The organism is Pontibacter korlensis (assembly GCF_000973725.1).
GTDB lineage: Bacteria > Bacteroidota > Bacteroidia > Cytophagales > Hymenobacteraceae > Pontibacter > Pontibacter korlensis.
On the sequence record NZ_CP009621.1, the window covers coordinates 1,911,291 to 1,932,743 of the forward strand.

Below are 21,453 nucleotides of genomic sequence, written 5' to 3' on the forward strand. Positions count from 1 at the left end.
ATCCGCAATAGTATAGTTGTTACACAATTTATGGAAAGAAGATCTTTACGAGAGTATTTACTGCTGTTTTCGAAAGGTGCAGGCATGGGAGCTGCCGATGTGGTGCCTGGCGTTTCGGGTGGTACTATCGCCTTTATTACAGGTATTTATGAGGAGCTGCTAGGTTCCATCCGTTCTGTAAACGGAGAGGCTATAAAATTGCTGCTGCGCTTTAACCTTAAGGGCTTCTGGAAACACATTAACGGAAACTTTCTGGTAGTACTAATTTCGGGGATACTGTTCTCTATTGCCTCCCTCTCACGGCTTATCCTTTTCCTGCTTGAAAATTACCCGGAGATGCTCTGGTCATTCTTCTTTGGACTGATTGTAGCCTCTGCAGTGGTAGTAAGCAAAAAGATTACCCGCTGGAGGTTGGGTGTTGTACTGGCTGGCTTGGTGGGGGCAGTTATAGCATATTATATCACCGTAGCCACACCTACACAAACTTCAGAAGCGTACTGGTTCATCTTTTTGTCAGGAGCCGTTGCTATCTGCGCAATGATTCTGCCGGGCATTTCAGGAAGCTTCCTGTTGGTGCTGTTGGCCAAGTATGAGTTTATACTTAACGCCGTGAAGGACTTACGGGCAGACATTATAGCCGTGTTCGGAATAGGCTGTGTAACGGGCATCTTAGCGTTCTCGCATGTGCTTAATTACATGCTGAAGAACTACCATAATGTAACAGTAGCTTTGCTTACTGGCTTTATGGTAGGTTCACTAAATAAAGTATGGCCATGGAAGCTGACTCTTGAGACCTACACTGACCGTCATGGTGCAGTAAAGCCGTTGGTGCAGGAAAACGTGCTGCCAAGTAGCTATGAAGCTCTGACTGGCCAGGAGCCATACTTGGTATATGGTGTAGTGCTGGCAATTGCAGGTTTCCTGCTCGTATACCTTGTAGATCGCTTTACAGAAGACTCAAACACGGAAGTATAGTTTCAACATCTCATTCCTCTACACCTCATGCGCAAATTCGGACTTATCGGTAAAAAGCTTGGGCACTCGTTTTCAAAGAAATACTTTACAGAAAAGTTTGAGCGCGAAGGAATAACTGATGCAGCTTACGAGTTGTATGAGTTGCCGCGGGCCGAAGAGCTGACAACGCTACTGCAGCAGGAGCCAGAACTGGTGGGGCTAAACGTAACAGTGCCTTACAAGGAGCAAGTTATTCCGCTGCTAGATGAACTAGATGAAGCTGCAGCTACCATTGGGGCAGTAAACACGATCAAAATATCTAACGGCCGAACCAAAGGCTACAATACCGATTACGTTGGCTTTAAAAGTTCTCTGGAAGAATTTTATCCGGAGCCAGCACGAAAGCAGGCCTTAGTGTTAGGTACCGGTGGAGCGGCAAAAGCTGTATGGGCTGCTCTGGATGCATTAAATGTCCCGTACCTGCGCGTATCCAGAAAAGAAGGAGAGGGGCAGTTAAGCTATACGCAGCTAACGTCAGAGGTGCTTTCTGATTACAACCTGATCATCAACACCACGCCGCTTGGCATGTATCCTCAGGTAGAGGAAGCACCAGAACTGCCTTACGATAATATAACGGACCAGCACTTTATTTATGACCTGGTGTACAACCCTAATCAGACAAAGCTTATGCAGAAATGTGCTGCTAAGGGAGCTAAGGTAATGAACGGTTTGCTCATGCTTCACCGCCAAGCAGATGCTGCCTGGAATATTTGGAATATTGAATATTAAATAGTACAATTGTGAGAGGCGAATAAAGGGGGTAAAAGGTGCAACTCTGTCCTGTGTTATATACGTTAAAGGAGTATAAGCTCAACAACGCATATTACCGTGCAGTACTTAAACTCCCTAAGGCAGAAAGCATATTCACTGAACACTTGTATTTACGCCCTGTACTTGTCGTGCCGCGACGTGAAGGTAGATTGGTACATTATGATAATGCTGGCCGTTGCCATTGCATACGCCGTCAGCCCAATAGATCTAGTACCTGACCTGACACCTGTATTTGGGTATTTGGATGATGTTGTAATAGTAACACTAGGTTTAACGTTATCATACCGACTACTCCCTAAAGAAGTGCTACAACAGGCGCGCCTGTAGGCACTCGAGGAAATGGACCAGTCGGTAGTAGCAACCAAAGTTGTAGCTTATACCTGGATGCTGTTGCTGACATTAGTTGCTATTGGCATCTATAAGTTTTTTCTCTCCGACGTACCGTATTAAGGTATAAAAGATCTTTTGAGCAGGGTTTAAGATGATTTACAACACTACAACTTGCTGCGAAAGAAGAAAGCCTCCTCAGGGAGGCTTTACTTTTTTAGGACTCATTATATCATACCATATTCTTGGTTACGCTCCTGTAGCTAGATGCTTCAACTAGCTTAAATCTGTTGTTTTTAAGGTGTGCAAAATAACCTCAGAAAGGTTACAGCTTCTGGTTTAGGATTTTATACCTTTACTCTTGATTGAAATCATTCTTATTGCCCATAAAGCACCTATTTTCAACTGGTGTATGGGCTACCAAGAACTATTTTTTTACCTGCTTGCAACCATCTGGCATCAGCAGGAATCATAGAATCGAACAAGCGTAAACAGGCAGCATTTGAAGCTTTTTACTAAACCTAAGTCAGACGAGGATAAGCTCATTGAGGGGTGCATCGCGGGCAAACGCGAGATGCAGCGCCTGCTCTATGACCTTTATGCTAAAAAGATGATGGTAGTTTGCCTGCGTTACGCCCCCACAACCTTTGAGGCAGAGGATATCATGCAGGATGCTTTTATCAAAGTATTCAACAATATCCAAAACTTTAAAAAAGACTGCCCATTGGAGTTCTGGATTCGCCGCATCATGATCAACACTGCCCTGAAGCACCTAAGAAGCAAACAGCTACTAACGGTGTCGCATGAGGCAGAAGAGGTAGCTAACCTTAGTTCTGGGGAAGTGAGCCTGAGCGGCTATACAATGGACGAACTCCTGAGTATGATCCAGAGCTTAGCGCCACGCTACCGTATGGTCTTTAACCTCTACGCTATTGAGGGCTACAACCATAAGGAAATAGGCGAGATGCTGGGTATCTCAGAGGGGACATCGAAATCACAGTATTCACGCGCCAGAGCCATACTGCAGAGTATGTTGTTGCGCCAGGAAAATAATTTAAAGGAACATGTCATCAGCAACTAACGATAAGCGCGGAAGCCTGGAGGAAGAGTTCCGGCGCCGCATGCAGGACGCTGAGGCTTCTCCGTCCGCAGACCTTTGGGACCGAATAGACCATAGCCTGACAGTGCAGGAAAACGGGCACTATAAGCGGGGTATGCTGTTTTATAGGCAGCTTGCTGCCGCTTGCGTTACCTTGCTATTGATAGCCGGAGGTTTTGCTGCCTATTATTTTAGCGGATCGGACGCAGTGCCAGCTTCTCAGGTACAGCTGCAAACAGGTACAATAGCCGCAACAGCACCAGCCACTAGAGGCGAAGAGCAGACAACAGAAACGGAAGGCTTAGCAGTAGATGAGGCTATTGCAGAAGCCATGCAAAAGGCGGTACAGCCTCAGGAGCTGTTTGCTAAGCAGGGGGCTGCTCCAGATAGAAGTACAACGATAAGCCCAAATAGTTCTTCAGCCACGAGTATAAGCACGCAAAAAGACGCTGCACCTGCTATAGCTGATGCCACTACTACTAATCCAGGTGCCTGGCATAGTGTGCCGGATCATAAGTATAGCTCTATACTGCAAGGTAAGCAGGACAGCAGGGAAAGCATGGGCATCAGAAGCATGTTCTCCCGATTCGAAAACGTGCACCGCACCATTACAAGGCCGTCTTCTGCCACTGCTGGATTTAACGCAGAAAGAAGAACTGGCTTTGCAGCAGGGTCCTCTCCAGAACCTACCGACGACTTTAAAAGGCTTAACGAGATCGTGATGAACCGCATGAAGCAGCTACAGGCAGAGCAGGAGGCGGTGAAGCAAATGTATAAATCTGAGAAAGCACTGGCAGTTGCCGGTAGCACAGAGAAAGAACAGGAAAGCGTTTCTGGTGGCAGATGGTCTTTAGGTATGGCTTATGCACCAAGCTACTTTGAGCAGAACATAGGTATACCGACCCAGTTAATGATGGGTACCGCTGCAAGTAGCTTTGCTTCTTTTGCGCCTCCTACAGCTTTGCAGGAGTCAGCAAGGCTGATGGACGATGCCCGGGAAGAGTATGAGGAGGAAGTGGAGCCAGGTTTCTCGTTCGGCATAGAGGCAAAAGCCGGCTTTAAAATAGGTAAGAAATGGAAACTATTGAGTGGCTTAGGCTTTACACAGAACACGGCAAGATCTAAGTCCAGTTATGTGATTCAGCAGTTCTGGAGAAGGCCTGGTACTCAAGATAAAGAAACGCCTGGAGCTACCACTATCTTCCTGCCATCGCTCAGCAGCAATTTTGCTTCTGACTCACTTAGTGTAGCTCAAACGAATGAGTTTAATGTGCTCTATCGTTACCGCCACCTTACTGTGCCGGTAGGGATGCAGTATGAAGGCAAGCTAGGTAAAGATTGGTTCTGGTTTGCAGGTGCTGGTGTGGCTGCTAACATACTGGTGCAGACATCTATTATTGCCAATTCGGCAGAAGTTCGGGATATTGATTATGAGCTGAATGATGAGAAATCGCCGTTCCGAAAGCTGCAGTGGTCTGGTAACGTTACCGCCGGTGTGGGCAAGCGCCTTACAAATAATATTTCTGTGGCAATAGGTCCGGAGTACAGAGGGTATTTCGATACGATGCTTTCCTCTCCTGAAAAAGCACAGGCACCGCAGGGTAAACCTTACACCATGGGTATAAACATGGCTGTAAACTACGAGCTGGGCTCCGGACGTAAATAAGCTTTATTTTTTGTGGGGCATGCAACGCTTTGTTGCTGCCAGGGGTCATAAAATTGTAGAAGAAAAGACTCCTGCCTATGAGACCACTACAAGACCTGTTGGAGCTATGTACTATAGCGGCTCGTCAGAACCTTTATGGATGGTATCTGTTACTGGTGCTTCTTCTCGCAGCAATCATATAATTTTTGTGCCATATTCTGAGCTATGAAATTGACGGTAAGCCTATGTGCTTATATGTCATAAAGTAACCCTTGTCCTTTTACTAACTATGAAAAGTCTATGCTACATAATTCTGCTGTACCTCTGCCTTGCGCTGCTGGCAGCTGGCTGTTCTAAATCGGCACCTATGCCCATTTGTACGGTTGCAGAAGTAGTAGCGCAGGATTGTGAAGCTGGATGGTATGTGCTTAAGCTGGAGGATAATTCTGAAGAAACAGCTGAGAAAACAGGCAGCTACGTGGGGCAGTTGCGGGGAGGCTATGTTACTACCAACACTCTGCCCGAAGAGTACAGGCAGATCGGTGTAAAGGTAAGCCTGCGCCTGGAGCTGAATGGCTCTGATGGCCCTCGCTGTGCTGCTACTGCGCTGATGCACCCTGCTGTTAAAATTGTTGATGTGTGCGAAGGCACTGTCTCAGTAACAGCACGATAGCAAGTGTTTTTAAGTGTAATGTGATTAATAATAAGGTGAATGTTATGACAGGGGGCCTGCTTCGCGGGCCTTTTGTTTGCTAAGTATGGCCGTTGCGTCCAGCCTAAAGCGAAGTGCTGCAGTCTGTTTTACAATTGTAGATCAACAGCCCGGACATTGTGCAATAATCTGAGGGTATTGCAGTTTACAGAAGGTAATATCTTTCTGTTGAAGAAAATATAGTGTTATATTTGAACCCAAATAAGTTATGACTTTGTGTCATAGTTTAGGAAAGAATCAGTACACAAAGTTTCTCTTCAAAATCGGGTGAGGAAAGAGAATTAAAGCCTTCACATTAGTTTGAGGAAAACCTGTTTTCACGGTCATTATATGCAATTTTTCAAGACAAAATCCCTCTACAAGAATAAGTTTAACTACCTGCTTTGCTGCTTAGGCGCAATGCTTACTCTGGCCTCTTGTGAGGACCCGAATGAGCTGGGCCTGGAGCTTGTGGAGGATAATATTTCTGGTGTTTATACGGATACGCTCACGATAAACGTGTCGACAGTGCTGGCCGATTCGATTGCTACTTCCGGGTCTGGTATTATGCTGGCGGGACAATACACCACCCCACAGACAGGAGCCTTGCAGGCATCTACCTATTTTCAGGTAGGGCCAGGCGGTGTACTGGCTACGCCTGCAGAAGGTGCAACATACGATTCCCTGAAGCTGATACTCCCAACCTCAGGTTATTACTACGGCGACACCACGCAGCGTGTAACTTACAGCGTATACGAGCTTAACTCAACACTAACAGCGCGTAATTTGCCGCCTGTTATTCCGAATGAGCAGCCTTATTCCAGCTTCTATCATCAGGGAGCAGGGCTTTACAGCGTTAGTAAAGTAGACCTGAAGCCGGAGCCGTTGGCAACTTACACTTTCTCTCCAAGACCAGTAAGCAAGGATACGCTGGAGATTAGCCTTCAAAATGAGCTTGGGCAGCAGTGGTTCGACCTGCAGAAAGCTGGAGATGATAAGCTGAAAGATAACAATAGCTTTGCTGCGTTTTTCAAGGGCCTTGGCATAGTAGCCTCTGAGGGTAATGCTGTACTAGGCTTCCCTACAAGTGGTGCTGTTGTAAGGCTGTACTACTCAGAGCCGTCTTCATCAGGTGGCAACAGAACGGTAAAGAGTTATAACTTCTCTCTCATCAACTCTAACCTGCAGTACAATAAGTTCGATGGTGATTTTACAGGTACGCCACTGGAAGGCCTGAAAGATAGCAAAGAGCTGCCTGCCAGTGCTACCAATGAGATAAGCGTGGCGCAAGCTGGTACAGGTCTGCTAATCAAGTTAGAGATACCATACCTGGAAAACCTGAAAGAAAAGCTGAAGCCGGAATTCATCAACAAGGCAACTTTGGTTGTAGAGCCATTCAGAGGTGCTGCCACAGGTTATCCTTTCTTTGTACCGTCTTCGGTAGGGCTGTATGAGACCAGTATTAGCAATGTGCTGTACACGCCGCTGAATGTTGAGTACACTCAGGAAATAATACCACTGACTTCTGCATATATCAAGTCTAGCGAAACAGCAACAGAGGGTCGTTATGAGTTCTCCATTACCGAATACCTGATTAACAAACTGAAGAATGAGAACCGTATTAATGAGCCGCTTTACCTGGCTCCGGCCTCTTCCGAGTTTAGAAATTCTGTTAGCCGTTTGGTTGTTGGCGCACAAAACCAGGCTATCAAGAACGTGAGATTAAAAGTTTACTATACTACTATCCAATAACCTACAACTATGAAAAACCCCTTTAAAAAAGTGCGCCTGTTTACAGTAGTGGCAATGCTGCTGTCTGTGTGCGTGTTCTCTTCCTGTGACGAAGACAGTGATAGCGAGGTACTACTGGGAGAATGGCAAAAGAAGTCTGACTTTGCCGGTGTAGCCCGAAGCAGTGCCGTATCTTTCGTGATCGATGGCAAAGCCTATGTTGGCACTGGTTACGCTGGCTCCATTCGCTTAAGAGATTTCTGGATGTATGACCCAGCATCGAACAACTGGGTTAAAAAAGCCGATTTCCCGGGAGCGGCACGAAGCGCTGCAATAGGCTTCTCTGCTAATGGAAAAGGTTATATTGGCACTGGTTATGATGGTGTTAATTACCTGAAGGATTTCTACGAGTATGATCCGGCCACCGATACCTGGACCCAGATTGAAGATTTCCCTGCCTCAGCCCGTTACGGTGCCATTGCTATGTCTTTCGCAGATAAAGGCTATGTAGGCGCTGGCTTCGACGGTAACTATCAGAAGGACTTCTGGCAGTATGACCCAGCCACTGCCACCTGGACGGAGCAGGTAGGTCTGCAAGGTGCTAAGCGTTTGAACGGTTTTGCCTTCACAGTAAACGGCAAAGGCTATGTAGGCGGTGGTCAAAACAACAGTGTGTATCAGACAGACTTTTTGGAGTTTGACCCGGCAACTGGCCAGTGGAGAACATTAAAAAGCCTGGCATCAGACCAGCGGCCAAATGAAAAATACCCTACTCCGCGCACTTACGCTGCTACATTTACCATTCACAATAATGGATACTTGGTAGGAGGCACCACAGGCACAACATCTGGAAACGATGTGTGGAAGTATGACCCAGCTACTGATACCTGGACAGAACTAGGTACTTTCGATGGTGGCATAAGAGATGGCGCCATCGGTTTCGGAATTGGGGAGTACGGTTATGTTGGCTTGGGTAAATCAGGCTCTTTGCGCTTCGACGACCTGTGGCAGCTTAACCCTTCCATTGTTAGCGAGTAGTCATCAGCTTAAACAAACAACAACTAAAGCAGCCTAATTAACGTTAGGCTGCTTTTTTTATATCTTGTTGTAACCAAATGCTATACATGAAGGTTAGGGTATAGAGGCTTCTGCCTAGGAGCATAGACAGAGCAGAAAGAGTGAAACTTTTACTGCGCTTCATGATGCCTATGCCCGTTATTTAAAATTAATTTTCTGTAATCTAGTGCACTAAGCCTGTTGTTTTACAACAGGCTTTTTTTGTGTTTAAAGCCTTTTAAGGTTGCTGCCGTACAGAAGGGATAACTATTGCAGCTGGCTAAACTAACCGCCCGTTTTAAATGTTATAGTTTATCTTTACTGATCCGTAAAAAAGACGAATGGACTTTAAGCTAACCTCAGAATTCAAACCTACCGGCGATCAGCCGAAAGCTATAGCCCAGCTCACCGAGGGCATACAGAAAGGTGAGCCAGCCCAAGTGCTGCTGGGTGCCACTGGTACTGGTAAGACCTTTACGATGGCCAACGTTATTCAAAACGTGGGCAAGCCTACGCTGGTGCTCTGCCACAACAAGACACTGGCTGCACAGCTGTATGGCGAGTTTAAGCAGTTCTTCCCCGAAAATGCGGTGGAGTACTTTATCTCTTACTACGACTACTACCAGCCGGAAGCGTACATTGCCTCTTCAGATGTGTTCATAGAAAAAGATTTGGCCATAAACGAGGAGATAGAGAAACTGCGCCTGCATACTACTTCTGCTCTGCTGTCTGGCCGCCGTGATATTGTGGTGGTGGCCTCTGTGTCGTGTATCTATGGTATAGGTAACCCGGAGGAGTTTGGGAAAAACGTGCTCTATTTGGCTCCCGGGCAGCGCTACAGCCGCAATAACCTATTGTATACATTTGTGCAGATACTGTACAGCCGCACCGAGGGCGAGTTCACACGTGGAACATTTAGGGTGAAGGGCGATACTGTGGATATTTATCCAGCTTATGCCGACTTTGCCTACCGCCTATACTTTTTCGGCGATGAGCTGGAGGCTATACATAGAATTGATCCGCAGTCAGGTAAAAAGCTATCGGATGAGAAGACCGTAACGCTTTATCCTGCTAACCTTTTCGTAACAGGCAAAGACACATTGCAGCAGGCCATTTCGGAGATACAGTACGATATGGTGGCGCAGCACGAGTATTTTTTGAAAGAAGATCGCCCTACGGAAGCTAAGCGTATAAAAGAGCGAACCGAGTTTGACCTAGAGATGATTCGTGAGCTAGGTTACTGCTCCGGCATTGAGAACTACTCCCGCTACTTTGACCGCCGTGCCCCGGGTGCCCGTCCGTTCTGCTTGCTAGATTATTTTCCGGATGATTTCCTGATGGTGATTGACGAGAGCCACGTAACAATGCCGCAGGTGCGCGCGATGTGGGGTGGTGACCGTTCCCGTAAGGTGGCACTGGTAGAGTATGGCTTCCGTTTACCGGCAGCGATGGATAACCGCCCGCTTACCTTTAACGAGTTTGAAAGCCTGATGCACCAGGTGGTGTTTGTAAGCGCCACGCCAGGCGACTATGAGATGCAGAAGGCTGAAGGTGTAATTGTGGAGCAGATTATCAGACCAACTGGTCTACTGGATCCAGAAATCGAAATACGGCCAAGTGCTAACCAGGTGGATGATCTGCTGGATGAGGTGGATGAGCGTATCAAAGCCGGAGAGCGCGTGTTGGTGACTACACTAACCAAGCGCATGTCTGAAGAGCTTGCCAAATATATGGATCGACTTAACATAAAGGTAAAATACCTGCACTCCGAGGTAAAAGCCCTTGACCGGGTAGAAATCCTGCGGGAGCTGCGTTTAGGGGAGATCGATGTGCTGATAGGGGTAAACCTGCTGCGCGAGGGGCTTGACCTGCCGGAGGTAAGCTTAGTGGCTATACTTGATGCCGACAAAGAAGGCTTCCTGCGCGACCAACGCTCCCTAATACAGACAATGGGCCGTGCTGCACGTAACGAGCGAGGCAAAGTGATTATGTATGCCGACCGTATAACAGGCTCTATGCAACGTGCCATTGATGAAACCAACCGTCGCCGTGCTACACAGATGGCCTACAACGAGGAACACGGCATTACTCCGCGTACAGTACTTAAATCTAAAGGTGAGATTTTTGAGCAAACATCCGTTGCGGATGCCAAGAAGCGTGAGGTGAAGATGTATGCTGGTCCGGAAGAAGTATCTATCGCTGCCGAGCCGATCATCCAGACTATGAAGCGCGACGAACTGGAGAAGCTCATTAAGAAAACAGAAAAGCAGATGGAGGCAGCAGCCAAAGACCTCGACTTCCTGCAGGCTGCTAAGTATAGAGATGAACTGTCAGAGTTGCGTAAGCTGCTTAAAACGAAGTAAGGTCAACAACTGATTCCGGAAAAGCAGATATCGAAAGGTATCTGCTTTTTCATTGTTTAAGCAGTCGGCTTACCTATATTTACTGTTATCAAAGTTTGTTGAAACGAAAGTCAAAACTTAAGATCTACATGTTTAAGAGAATTATACCTGTTCTTCTTCCTGCTGCAATAGGGCTTGTTACTGCCTGCAATTCCAGTAACTCTGGAACAGCGGTAAACGAAGCCGAAAATGTAGCTGCACTTTCTACAGAGAGCTATGGGAAATACCTAACCGAGCTGGCCTCAGATGAGTTGGAGGGACGAAAGCCTTTTACCAGTGGAGAAGAAAAAACGCTGCAGTACCTGGAGCGGGAGTTTAAAGAGTTAGGCCTGGAGCCAGGTAATGGCAATAGCTACTTTCAGGAAGTGCCGATGGTGGACATACGCACTATGCCAAGCCCAAGCATGACAGTGGAAGGCAAAGGCAAGAAACTCGAGCTGCAGGGGCGTGAGGAGTATGTGCTTTGGACAAGGAGAACAGAGCCAGCTATAGATATCAAAAACAGTGAGCTGGTTTTTGCCGGCTTCGGCATAGTAGCTCCAGAGTATAACTGGAACGACTATGCAGGCCTTGACGTGAAAGACAAGATCGTGCTCATCATGGTAAACGACCCAGGCTTTTATGAACATGCACCGGAGGTATTTAAAGGCGAGGCTATGACCTACTATGGCCGTTGGACCTATAAGTTTGAAGAGGCCGCACGGCAAGGAGCAAAAGGCTGCCTGATCATACACAATACTGAGCCAGCAGGCTATGGTTTTGAGGTAGTGCAGAATAACTGGAACACGTCTAAGCTGTACCTGGACGACCGCGGTAATGAGTCTTACAAATGCGCCATTGAAGGATGGGTAACAGACGCAACAGCGCGCAAGTTGTTTGAGGCTGCCGGAATAGATTATGCCGCCACTGTACAGAAAGCCTCTAAGCCAGGAGGCAAGCCAAAGCCTATGGGGCTTCGCCTCAGCACATCCCTTAAGGTAAATGCCACCTATGACAAGAGTAATAACTTTGTGGCTAAGATTATCGGTAGCAAGCGCCCAGACGAGGCCATCATTTATACCGCCCACTGGGACCACCTAGGCTATGGCAAAGCAGATGCAGAAGGAGATAGTATATATAACGGAGCTGTAGACGATGCAACAGGTGTGGCAGGTTTACTGGAGATAGCCAGAGCTTTCAAGAGCTTGCCAACTTCTCCGGAGAGAAGTATAGTGTTCCTGGCTGTTACAGCAGAAGAACAAGGCTTGTGGGGTTCTGCCTATTATGCGGAGAATCCGATCTTCAAGAAAGAAAAGACTATTGCCAACATCAACATGGATATGCTCAACTCTTATGGCAAGACGAAAGATGTTGTGTTATATGGTATGGGGCAGTCTGAACTAGAGGAGTATATTTCTGAAGAAGCAAAAGAAGCAGGCCGTTATGTTGCTCCGGAAGAGAATCCGGAGGCAGGGCTATACTACCGCTCAGACCACTTCAACTTCGCTAAGATTGGAGTGCCAGCTCTGTTTATTGGCCCTGGCATAGATCATGCTGAAAAAGGAAAAGAGTATGGCAAACAGAAGCTGGATGAGTTCTTTGCTACCTATTACCATAAGCCATCAGACGAGGTGCATCCTGACTTAAAGTTTGACGGTGCCGTGGAAGATCTATCGTTGCTGTATAAAGTAGGTCATCGTCTTGCTTTCTCAGAAGAGTGGCCAAAATGGAAAGCTGGTTCTGAGTTTAAAGCAGCAAGAGAAGCTTACCTCAATAAGCAGTAGGTCTCAAGCTGTCGCCATAAAAATGCCGCTCCGGAAGATACTTCGGAGCGGCATTTTTATTAAGTCTTAATTTGAAAGAGCAGCTTTTTCTCCCTGACTAGGGCTGCTTTTGGCACAGAACTGCTTATCAGCCTTATCTTAGCATCCATAACAACAAACACATGAGATTACCGATTAGCAATACTTTCCATTTTAGAACAGGTACAGCAGGCGATGCTGAACTGCTGGCAGACTTAGGCTGGTGCACTTTTAAGGAGGCTTTCGCTGAGTATAATAACCCTGATGATATGGTAGCTTTCAAACCTACCATGTATAGCGCAGAGTTGCAGGCTGCAGAATTAGCCGATCCTGACACAGAATTTCTGATAGTGGAGGTAGATAAAGAGGCGATAGCCTATGTAAAGCTGAATAAAGGAGAAGCTCCGGAAGCTGTTGTAGCCAATAAAGCGCTGCAAATTAGCAGGCTCTACATTACAAGAGCATGGTTGGGGCATGGGCTCGGCGACCAGCTAATGCAATGGTGTTTGGAAAAGGCCAGAAGCGAGGGATATGACATTGTGTGGCTCACAGTGTGGGAGCGTAATGAGCGGGCAAAGCGATTCTACAATAAGTATGGCTTTAAGGAAATGGGAGAGCTAGACTTTATACTTGGTCAGGATGTGCAGCGCGACCTTTATATGCAGGTAGAGGTGTAACATATGTTCTGGTGTTCCCGCTCCTGCTTCAGAGCGAAACAGGAGCGGGGCCAGGTCTTTCCATAGTTTTATTTAGTAGTAGATAGTAGTGGTAGTAGTCTGAAAGCTGGTAGCTTTTCTACCGGCTTCCAATAACAAGATGCCTAAACAACGACAAGGGTTGCATGGCCTGAGAAAAAATATCGAAGGCGAATAAAAGAATTAACTAAAAGATTAGTTTTTGATGCCTCAGCTTTGTACCTTCCTATACATCAATAGGAAAATGCTATGAAAAGAACGTTTCTGATTGTGCTCTTAATAGCCAGTATGGCAGCTACTGCACTGGCGCAAAGTATAGGCGAGGCTAGTGCTAAGTATGACGCCAAAGAGTATAAAGCTTCCGGAGAGCTGTACGAGAAAGCCTTTGCAAAGGGAGCAGGCAGCACTACAGATTACTATAATGCTGCCTGCTCCTGGGCCTTAGCCGGGAATAAGGACAAAGCTATCGCTAACCTGCAATTGGCTGTAGATAGAGGCTATATTAATCTAAGCCACCTGAAACAGGATACTGACCTTAACAGCCTGCACGGCGATAACCGTTGGAAAACACTCGTGCAGAACTTGGAGAAAAAGGTAGCCGCCTTGGAGGCAAATTATAATAAGCCGCTTAAGGCCCAGCTGGAGAAAATCTACCAAACAGATCAGGAAGTGAGAAGGAAAATCAGCACAGTGCAGCAAGAACATGGGCCAAACTCTCCGGAAATGCAGGCGCTTTGGAAAGAAATGTCAGAGACAGATGACATTAACAAGAAAGCGGTAGTGGCTGTACTGGAAGAGCATGGTTGGCCCGGTATAAGTTTAGTAGGTCCACAAGCTAGCTCAGCTGTGTTTCTGGTGATCCAGCATTCAGATAAACAGACAATGGAGAAATACCTGCCCATGCTAAAGGCGGCAGCCGAAAAAGGAGAAGCAGCTAAAAGTCAGGTGGCACTGATGGAAGATCGGGTGCGGATGAATAACGGCCAGCCACAACTCTATGGTAGCCAATTGCGCATGAACAACGATACCGAGCAGTATGAACTCCACACGATAGAAGACGAAGCTAATGTAAATAAGCGTCGTGCAGAAATGGGGCTGGAGCCGCTCGAAGAGTATATGAAAAGGTTTGGCTTAGACTATAAAGTACCACAGGCAGGACCTGCTAACTAGCCTAAAAGTATAAACCCGAAGCTGATCAGCTTCGGGTTTATACTTTATAGCAGCAGCAAGCCTCTTTCCCGTAGCTCAAACCAGCTCGGAGAGCTTAAGAACTCTGCGAAGTTAAGGTGTGCATCTGTAGGATAACTTTCTTCCAATTGCTTTAGCGTAACAGCCTCCTGGTTATCTGGCGTAATTTTCTGCAGTACTTCAAATAGCCATTGCCCAATACACGCCGTTGTTTTTACCTGGAAATCCTCACCCTTTTCATAAAAAGTGAGCAGGCAACGCTCAATGGTCTGTCCTTTTTTTGCATACATAGTCAGGTCGATATCTGGTAGGTTGCCTAACCAAAGTACACGTGCATTCAGGCGCGTATTGTCCGGACGCTGAGGAGTGGCTATGGCCTCTGCTATCAGGTTAGGTGACTGTGTAGTGCATGGCACTTTAAAGTCAAACCAAAACGAAAGGGGCTCGTCCAAACCTATGCCGTGCATGTAATTGTAAAGTGCTTTGGCTAAGCCTTCGCCAAAGATGCTGTGGTCAGTGCCTTTAGGATCCTCGTGCCACAGGTCGTTATTAGCAAAGTCTCCTTCCTCGGGGCCAACTTTTACTACGCCATATTTCTCTGGGTTCTTGCCAACCGGGCTATGCGCCGTCATACTAAAGCGATGCCAGTAGCCAGATTGAATCACGTTGTTGACAAACAACTGACGCACTACGTCCAGCGAATCTATTGTTTCCTGTGCAGTTTGTGTCGGGAAGCCATACATGAGGTAAGCGTGCACCATAATTCCAGCTTGGGTAAAGGCATCGGTAACGCGGGCTACCTGAGCTATACTTACACCTTTTGCCATCAGCTCCAGCAGGCGGTCCGAGGCCACTTCCAAGCCACCCGACACGGCAATACAACCCGAGGCAGCCAGCAGGCGGCAAAGGTCAGGCGTAAAAGTCTTTTCGAAACGGATATTCCCCCACCAACTGATTTTCACACCACGGCGGATTAGCTCAATAGCCATGTCGCGGAGCGGGGCAGGAGGAGCAGCCTCATCCACAAAGTGGAAGCCTGTTTGCCCGGTTTGCTCAATAATTTGCTCAATGCGGTCTACAAGCAAAGTAGCCGGTGCCACATCGTAGCGGTTTATATAGTCCAGCGTAATATCGCAGAAGGAGCAGCGCTTCCAGTAACAGCCATGGGCAATGGTAAGTTTATTCCAGCGGCCGTCGCTCCAGAGGCGGTGCATTGGGTTTATCACGTCAATCACCGAAAGGTAATCCTGTAAGTGAAGGTCGCTGTAATCTGGGGTGCCGACCTCTGTATGTGGTATATCCTTATCAAGGCAGCCATTAATGTACTCGACCTTGCCGTTTTGTAGTAAGAAGGTTCGCTGCAGAAAATCTATTTGCCGCTCTCCCTGCAGGTACTCCAGCAGTTTCAGCCAAGGGCCTTCGCCGTCATCCAGCGTAACAAAGTCTATGTACTTAAACAGGCGTGGCTCTCGCAGGCTGCGCAGTTCAGTATTAGGATAGCCACCACCTATGGCTATTTTTATGTGCGGATATTTTTCTTTGATATATTGAGCCATGCGCAGCCCGCCGAAAAGGTTACCCGGAAAAGGTATAGAAAAGCCAACTACATCAGGCTGTACCTGTTGCAGGCGCTCCTCCAGCAGCTCCAGTAACATAAGGTCTACAAGGCTTGGAGACTCCTGCAAGGCCTCCTCCAGTGTGTCGAAAGAGGTGGCAGACATAGCCAGCTTCTCAGCATAGCGGCTGAAAGCAAAGTATGGCGAGATAGTCTCCTTTATCAAATCACCAAGGTCCTCCAAGTATAGCGTAGCCAGGTAGCGGGCCCTGTCGGTTATACCCAGACTTCCGAAGGCCCAATCAATATCCTCCACCTGGTCGAAGCGGGAGGCCTCGGGTAAAAATCGGCTGTAGCTTATCTGCTGCGCCAGTGTATGGTCTTTATTCTGCAGAAATCGGATAACCGGCTCTATAGTTTCTAGGTAATCCCGCTTCAGGCGAAGTATACGTAGGCTATTATCAGAGAGCTCATAATCGCCCTGCTCCACCGCTTCGAATATACGCTTAAGCCCTTTGCGAGAGAACATACGCAGTACCAGCTCAATGCCGATATCGGCTTGCGTGACGCTATAACCACGGCCAGTCAGAAACCCTTTCAGATAAGCAGTGGCAGGATATGGCGTGTTTAGTTGTGTAAGCGGCGGCGTAATGAGCAGTATGGTTGGCTTCTCCAAAATATAAATCAGCTTAAAGTATAAGTATGCGGCAGCAATGCCAGCGCACAAAAGTACAGATTCCGGCGCAGACTTTCAGAGCGCCCTTATGCAACAGCCTGTGCCGTGTTCCGGTTCATGTTAAGGTCTCAAAATCAACTGACTTGGTATATTTAACTGGTATAATATTTTAACAATATTTAATTGGAATTATTTGTAATTGGAGAATCTTGTTTTTAAGTTTGCTTCAAGAAAGAAAATTGATGCTGAGGAGTTTAGCTTACTATGCCACTATAACAAATCCCTCTACCATGAACGCCCAGAAAAACTTACAAATGATACTGACCACGCTACTGCTCATACTAGCAGTGCTTGCGATGGATTGGCAGAAGGAAGACTACACAGACAAAGTTAGTACTGCTGTTGTTACGTCTAACACGACAACAGATACTTCAGAAACAAATCAGCTTTTAAATACCAGCTGCTGCTTAGAGCATGCTTTAGAGGCAGCTGAGGCAGGACGCCTGATGGAAGAAGAGGAGGACTGGGAAGGACTGTTACATACCTTCAGTACAGATAACAGGCCCATACTTTTTTTGGGGCACGACCCTGCAAAGCGTGTCACGGCCATATACTTTAGAAAGAAACCCCAACCAGCTAGTTAATACCCTTTAAAAACTAAAGCCTGCGCTTTTAAACGCAGGCTTTTCTTATTATTAGCTGTTTGTTATCTTCTTATTACACGATCAACGCCCTTGTTCACACCAGGCACAATAACCTGTATAGTGAGGGTAACCATCACAAAAATCACAAAGAAAGTGCGCAGTAACCGGAGCGGAAAGTCAGAGTGGAGGCCGAAAGTATAGAGCTCTAACGCCGAAGCCAACAAAAAGCAAATGAGGGCAATAAGCAGCAGCTTTTTGCGGAGCTGCGGTTTTAAAATTGGTCTAGGCATATATTACTTACTTACACTCCAAATATAGAGTGCCTGCGGGAACATATAAAAATCAGGAGTGGCCTTTTTCTGCCTCACTTTCTTCCTGAGCCTCGGACGATTGCGTCCGCGTGTCACTCTCTGGCTCCGGCGGCGGTATTTGCTTGTCTTGCCTTACTTTTTCTACGTCCGAAGAGTCGTCTTTTGTGGTCTCTTTAGGTGGCTGTTTTGCTTTATTTTCTTCCATGGTATGCAACAAATTCTGGTTTATGCTGATGTACGGGTATAAATACCTTCTGGTGCACATTTCAACTATAAACTAAGCCATGCCGTACATTTAGTATGCTGCGTCGGGTCTGCCTGTCGTCAGCTATAATGTTTAACAGGAAATTTTATATAAGATGAATAAAAGCAAATTAAGATCTACACTGTTTGCAATGGTAGCTACTGTAATGGCTACTTTTAGTATAGCTGCTTGTAATACAGGAACAGATCCAGGAGACACAGATACAGAGCGTGGCGACATAAAGAGGCCAGGAAGTATGGTAAACCAGGATGAGGACGACCAGGTGCAGGCTGAGCGCGATAGCATGGAGCAGCACTACGATCACGCAGATCATGAAAAGCATGATGATAACAGGAAAGGCAGTGCCGTACATGCTGGCGACGGCAAGAAAGATGCTGCGGATAGAGGAGAGAATAATCAATGAAGTATAAACATTATAAAACAGAAAGCCTGCCCTTAAATAGGGCAGGCTTTCTGTTTTTGATAAGCATTATGCTTAATTAAAAACAAAGCCGTTCGGGCCTACACCTACTTTAAAGGTGGTGATTTGTGTGCCGTTTGAATTGTAAACATACACAGTGCCGTCGCCAGACCAGTTGTTTTCGTCTCCACCGTAAATGTTGCCGTTATCAGGATCCACACCTAAGCCGTAGAAGCTGCGGTCGATAAGTGGTGTTTCATTAAGAGTGGTAGCGCTGATATCTTGCTGATGCACTCCTCCGTTGTAGATAAAGTATAGCTTATCTTTGCTGCCGTTGGTAACCAGCTTACCAGCCGATGCTGTAACATTAGGGAATATTATGGTGCTGCTAACAGTATTGTTAGACACATTTATCTTTGAAAGAGCACCAGCAGTGTGCTCCGACTGAGGTAAGTTCCAGTCTTTATTGCCAGAGCTAAGCACCCACAGGGTATTGTTTCTGTCGAGAGCAAGGCTGTTAGGGCCATAAGTTACTGTAATGCTGCTTTCAACTGCATCATTGGCAGTATTGATAACAGTAACTTTGTCGCTGCCCTGGTTGGTAACGTACAGCTTGCCATTGGCTATTAGAAGCTGCTCTGGTTGCACATCCACCTCTATTGTTTTCACAACAGAGTATGACTTCAGGTCGATAACCGAAACACGGCCTTTGTTGTAGCTCCAATCTGCATTAGCAGGAAGCCACTCAGTTACGTATCCTTTGTCATTGTTAAGTGCCACAAAGTAACGTGGAGCACTCAGGCCTTCTACCACGCCTTCAGACTTGAAGGTGGCGGCATTAACAACCTCGATTTTATTGCTGTTGTTTACTACAATAAAGGCTCGGTCGCCGTGGACAACCATGTTCTGGGCTACATCACCAAGTGGGCGATTCTCGTTTACTGTGCTGAAAATTCCATTCTGTACCTCATTTGAGTTACTATTGTAGTAGGAAATAGAGCCGTTAGGAGTACCAAAGTTACCTTCGTTCACTATAAATACACCATCTTCGGAGTAAGCGCCGCTTGGACCGTCATTGTTGTCGTCGCAACTGGTAAAGCCAAGAGAGGTGATGGCTAGTGTGGCAGCTAGAAAAAAGCTGCGGAAGTAGTTGAGTTTTCTCATTATGGTTTAAGTAAGAATTATAGTTAGGGTATGATAAATCGTAAACTGAAAGTATAACCGCGTGGAGGCATAGCCCGGTAAGCCATCGTCTGGTATTCGGCGTTTGTTACGTTGTCGGAACGTAACGTAAAATGCAGGGTGTTTTGCCCTAGCTGTAGTCTTCGGCTTAGTGCCAGGTGCAGGAGCGTGAAACTGTTGAGGCTGCTGGTTTCAGAATTGGTAGTGTAGCGCAAGCCGGTATAGTTAACGTTGCCGATCAGGCTCCACTTTCTGTAAGTAGCTTTTGTGGAGAATAAAGCCTTGTGCTGCGGTACATACATTAGCTGCTTTCCTTTGTCGCCACTGCCTTCATACACTTCAGCCTGCACCGACGAAGTATAGGTATAGCCAGCAGAGCTACGCAGCTTTAGTTCTGAGAAAGTAGCAGTAGCGGTGGTGCTAAACTCCAAGCCTTTGCTTTCTACCTTCTGTAAGTTGGTTGGGCGCCAGACGCCGGTACTGTTCGGAGCCCACTGTATCCAATCATCAATAAGCATATAGTAACCTGCCGCTTCTGTTTCTAGCAGCAGGTTGTTTTCTTGCACCAGCACGTGACGCAGACCCAGCTCGTAGTTCCACCCTTGCTCCGGATGCAGATTAGGATTGCCTGCTCCTACCCAGAAGCGGTCGTTAAGTGTTGGCACGCGGTAGCTGCCACTTACATTGCCCTTTAGCGATACCTGGTGCTGGTGGCTGTTAAAGAACTTCCAGTTAAAGCCCAGTGCTGGTGTAAGAGGAGGGTTGTATCCTTCTACCAATGCCTGGCGCAGGTTTAAGGTAAGTTGGAGTGGTTGTACAGGGTCGTAGCGGAACAGTGCAAACAGGGAGGCGCGGTTTTCATCTTGCTGCCCAGCGTAGCCATCGTTCGATGCTACAAAATGCTGCAGGTTTAAACCGCCCCTGAGGCTCCAGCGTTCGCCGTAGGTATATGTTTGCTCAGCCTGTAGCTGATAAGTGTCTACATTCGACTCTGAATTGGAGCTGATGTCGGTATAGTGTAGGTAGTCGTTAAAGTAGGCAACCTTTACGTCTGTCTGGCCTAGCTGGCTCTGGTGCTTGAGCTCTGTCATCAGGCGGAGACTTTTGTCTTGCTGCTGTGCATTGGCATAGGCAGAACCCATAGCAGGTTGGAGGTCTCGGTCCGAAAAAGTATACCAGCTATGTACAGCCACCTCCGTTCCCGGTGACAAGTGCCAGCTTAGGTCTTGGGTAAAGCCGTGCTGCTCCATCTGTGCATTTTCCTGGCGCACTTCCGGCGTACCAAAGCGGCTGAGATTTCTGTATTTAAAGTTGTTCTTGGCTAGGCTACCATAAGCGCTTAATCCATAGGAAAACTTTTTCGCCGTGTAGCCTACGCTGCCGCTGCCAAAATAGCGGCCAAAGCTTCCTGCTTCTAATTTCACATCGCCTCCAAAGCCTTCTGTGCTAAAGTTAGGGGAGTTCAGCAACACTGCTCCGCCAATAGCACCACTGCCATAGTTAGCTGCAGCAGAACCATGCTGTACTGCCACCTCACCAACTCCGCTTAAAGGAATAGTTGAAAAGTCTATCTGGCCTAAGGTAGCCGGAGCAATGTTAAGCCCATTCCAAAGTACAGCCGTTTGTGAAGCATTGGTGCCCCGAAACGCTACTGATGAAATGCCGCTTACACCGTAGCTCTTGAAGTAAATGGGAGAGCGTGCCTGCAGCGCTTCGGCAAGTGAACCAGAACTATAGGTGCTCAGGAAGGAACTGTCTACCTGTACTACACGACTGCCGGCAGCATATACTTCGGCGGGTTTGCCAAAAACCTCTACCGTACGCAGCTGGTGCCAAGTAGTATCCTGCTGTGCCATAGCCACAGTAGTAACACCGCCCAGGCAGGCGCAAAGCCATATTTTCAGAAGAGAGAATTTAGTCAAAATACATACTGCTTACATCCCGAAGCATGCAACAGGTACAAAGGCGGTAACAGCAAGCGCAATTATTATAGCGGTGGCCGTGCAGCTTTTTACCCGAA

General features: G+C 47.0%; 19 protein-coding genes. 14 read left to right on the forward strand and 5 right to left on the reverse strand.

The genetic code is table 11. From position 1 onward, the window contains the following. Positions 1–30: 30 nt before the first annotated feature. The 12 genes from PKOR_RS08180 to PKOR_RS08235 all read left to right on the forward strand — a co-directional run bounded on the left by PKOR_RS08180 (position 31) and on the right by PKOR_RS08235 (position 14,382). Entirely contained in the window at positions 31–975 is a 945-nt protein-coding gene (locus tag PKOR_RS08180) for a polyprenyl-phosphate transporter (protein ID WP_046310124.1), read from the forward strand. A gap of 27 nt (positions 976–1,002) precedes the next feature. Beyond that, positions 1,003–1,743, forward strand: coding sequence for a shikimate dehydrogenase family protein (locus tag PKOR_RS08185; protein WP_046310125.1), 741 nt, complete (start codon positions 1,003–1,005; stop codon positions 1,741–1,743). 99 nt (positions 1,744–1,842) lie between these two features. Beyond that, positions 1,843–2,112 carry a YkvA family protein gene (locus PKOR_RS24050; RefSeq protein WP_235337350.1) on the forward strand — a complete coding sequence of 90 codons (270 nt, stop codon included), beginning with the start codon at positions 1,843–1,845 and terminating at the stop codon, positions 2,110–2,112. A 502-nt stretch (positions 2,113–2,614) separates the two neighbouring features. Then, positions 2,615–3,193: an RNA polymerase sigma factor gene (locus tag PKOR_RS08190; protein WP_052738773.1), complete on the forward strand. Its 579-nt coding sequence runs from the start codon at positions 2,615–2,617 to the stop codon at positions 3,191–3,193. Then, positions 3,177–4,877 (forward strand): porin family protein, encoded by a 1,701-nt coding sequence (locus PKOR_RS08195; protein ID WP_046310126.1) that lies wholly within the window; start codon positions 3,177–3,179, stop codon positions 4,875–4,877. The genes PKOR_RS08190 and PKOR_RS08195 overlap by 17 nt, the downstream gene beginning before the upstream one ends. Positions 4,878–5,145: 268 nt before the next feature. Next, positions 5,146–5,529, forward strand: a complete 384-nt coding sequence (locus PKOR_RS08205) for a hypothetical protein (protein ID WP_046310128.1) — start codon at positions 5,146–5,148, stop codon at positions 5,527–5,529. A gap of 369 nt (positions 5,530–5,898) precedes the next feature. Continuing rightward, positions 5,899–7,299, forward strand: coding sequence for a DUF4270 family protein (locus PKOR_RS08210; RefSeq protein ID WP_046310129.1), 1,401 nt, complete (start codon positions 5,899–5,901; stop codon positions 7,297–7,299). Positions 7,300–7,308: 9 nt separating this feature from the next. Beyond that, complete coding sequence (locus PKOR_RS08215; RefSeq protein WP_046310130.1) at positions 7,309–8,316, forward strand: Kelch repeat-containing protein; 1,008 nt, start codon at positions 7,309–7,311, stop codon at positions 8,314–8,316. A 359-nt stretch (positions 8,317–8,675) separates the two neighbouring features. After that, positions 8,676–10,697 carry an excinuclease ABC subunit UvrB gene (gene uvrB, locus PKOR_RS08220; protein ID WP_046310131.1) on the forward strand — a complete coding sequence of 674 codons (2,022 nt, stop codon included), beginning with the start codon at positions 8,676–8,678 and terminating at the stop codon, positions 10,695–10,697. 128 nt (positions 10,698–10,825) lie between these two features. After that, the gene (locus PKOR_RS08225) at positions 10,826–12,499 is read left to right on the forward strand and encodes a M28 family metallopeptidase (protein ID WP_052738774.1); all 1,674 of its coding nucleotides are present in this window, start codon (positions 10,826–10,828) and stop codon (positions 12,497–12,499) included. Positions 12,500–12,660: 161 nt separating this feature from the next. Beyond that, the gene (locus tag PKOR_RS08230) at positions 12,661–13,194 is read left to right on the forward strand and encodes a GNAT family N-acetyltransferase (RefSeq protein ID WP_046310132.1); all 534 of its coding nucleotides are present in this window, start codon (positions 12,661–12,663) and stop codon (positions 13,192–13,194) included. Between the two features lie 267 nt (positions 13,195–13,461). After that, positions 13,462–14,382, forward strand: a complete 921-nt coding sequence (locus PKOR_RS08235; protein WP_046310133.1) for a DUF6624 domain-containing protein — start codon at positions 13,462–13,464, stop codon at positions 14,380–14,382. Positions 14,383–14,426: 44 nt separating this feature from the next. Here the strand turns inward: PKOR_RS08235 and PKOR_RS08240 are convergent, their stop codons facing one another. Next, on the reverse strand, positions 14,427–16,631 hold the full coding sequence (locus PKOR_RS08240) for a B12-binding domain-containing radical SAM protein (protein WP_046314253.1): 2,205 nt from the start codon (positions 16,629–16,631) through the stop codon (positions 14,427–14,429). Between the two features lie 314 nt (positions 16,632–16,945). Here PKOR_RS08240 and PKOR_RS08245 point away from each other — a divergent pair, with 314 nt between their 5' ends. After that, positions 16,946–17,275 (forward strand): hypothetical protein, encoded by a 330-nt coding sequence (locus PKOR_RS08245; protein WP_148561648.1) that lies wholly within the window; start codon positions 16,946–16,948, stop codon positions 17,273–17,275. A 62-nt stretch (positions 17,276–17,337) separates the two neighbouring features. Here the strand turns inward: PKOR_RS08245 and PKOR_RS08250 are convergent, their stop codons facing one another. Further along, positions 17,338–17,565, reverse strand: a complete 228-nt coding sequence (locus PKOR_RS08250) for a DUF2798 domain-containing protein (protein ID WP_046310135.1) — start codon at positions 17,563–17,565, stop codon at positions 17,338–17,340. Positions 17,566–17,617: 52 nt separating this feature from the next. Beyond that, positions 17,618–17,800, reverse strand: a complete 183-nt coding sequence (locus tag PKOR_RS24725; protein ID WP_148561649.1) for a hypothetical protein — start codon at positions 17,798–17,800, stop codon at positions 17,618–17,620. A 145-nt stretch (positions 17,801–17,945) separates the two neighbouring features. Between PKOR_RS24725 and PKOR_RS08255 the strand changes: the two genes are divergently transcribed. Continuing rightward, the gene (locus PKOR_RS08255; protein ID WP_046310136.1) at positions 17,946–18,254 is read left to right on the forward strand and encodes a hypothetical protein; all 309 of its coding nucleotides are present in this window, start codon (positions 17,946–17,948) and stop codon (positions 18,252–18,254) included. Positions 18,255–18,326: 72 nt separating this feature from the next. Here PKOR_RS08255 and PKOR_RS08260 read toward each other — a convergent pair whose 3' ends face one another. Beyond that, positions 18,327–19,415: a YncE family protein gene (locus PKOR_RS08260; protein WP_046310137.1), complete on the reverse strand. Its 1,089-nt coding sequence runs from the start codon at positions 19,413–19,415 to the stop codon at positions 18,327–18,329. Positions 19,416–19,438: 23 nt separating this feature from the next. Beyond that, a complete protein-coding gene (locus PKOR_RS08265) occupies positions 19,439–21,355 on the reverse strand; it encodes a TonB-dependent receptor plug domain-containing protein (RefSeq protein ID WP_046310138.1) in 1,917 nt (638 codons plus the stop codon). Between the last annotated feature and the right edge of the window lie 98 nt (positions 21,356–21,453).

Coding starts and splice junctions, on each gene's coding strand:
- PKOR_RS08180 (WP_046310124.1), top strand. CDS start 31: ATGGAAAGAAGATCTTTACGAGAGTATTTACTGCTGTTTTCGAAAGGT.
- PKOR_RS08185 (WP_046310125.1), top strand. CDS start 1,003: ATGCGCAAATTCGGACTTATCGGTAAAAAGCTTGGGCACTCGTTTTCA.
- PKOR_RS08195 (WP_046310126.1), top strand. CDS start 3,177: ATGTCATCAGCAACTAACGATAAGCGCGGAAGCCTGGAGGAAGAGTTC.
- PKOR_RS08205 (WP_046310128.1), top strand. CDS start 5,146: ATGAAAAGTCTATGCTACATAATTCTGCTGTACCTCTGCCTTGCGCTG.
- PKOR_RS08210 (WP_046310129.1), top strand. CDS start 5,899: ATGCAATTTTTCAAGACAAAATCCCTCTACAAGAATAAGTTTAACTAC.
- PKOR_RS08215 (WP_046310130.1), top strand. CDS start 7,309: ATGAAAAACCCCTTTAAAAAAGTGCGCCTGTTTACAGTAGTGGCAATG.
- uvrB (WP_046310131.1), top strand. CDS start 8,676: ATGGACTTTAAGCTAACCTCAGAATTCAAACCTACCGGCGATCAGCCG.
- PKOR_RS08225 (WP_052738774.1), top strand. CDS start 10,826: ATGTTTAAGAGAATTATACCTGTTCTTCTTCCTGCTGCAATAGGGCTT.
- PKOR_RS08230 (WP_046310132.1), top strand. CDS start 12,661: ATGAGATTACCGATTAGCAATACTTTCCATTTTAGAACAGGTACAGCA.
- PKOR_RS08235 (WP_046310133.1), top strand. CDS start 13,462: ATGAAAAGAACGTTTCTGATTGTGCTCTTAATAGCCAGTATGGCAGCT.
- PKOR_RS08245 (WP_148561648.1), top strand. CDS start 16,946: ATGATACTGACCACGCTACTGCTCATACTAGCAGTGCTTGCGATGGAT.
- PKOR_RS08250 (WP_046310135.1), bottom strand. CDS start 17,565: ATGCCTAGACCAATTTTAAAACCGCAGCTCCGCAAAAAGCTGCTGCTT.
- PKOR_RS08255 (WP_046310136.1), top strand. CDS start 17,946: ATGAATAAAAGCAAATTAAGATCTACACTGTTTGCAATGGTAGCTACT.
- PKOR_RS08260 (WP_046310137.1), bottom strand. CDS start 19,415: ATGAGAAAACTCAACTACTTCCGCAGCTTTTTTCTAGCTGCCACACTA.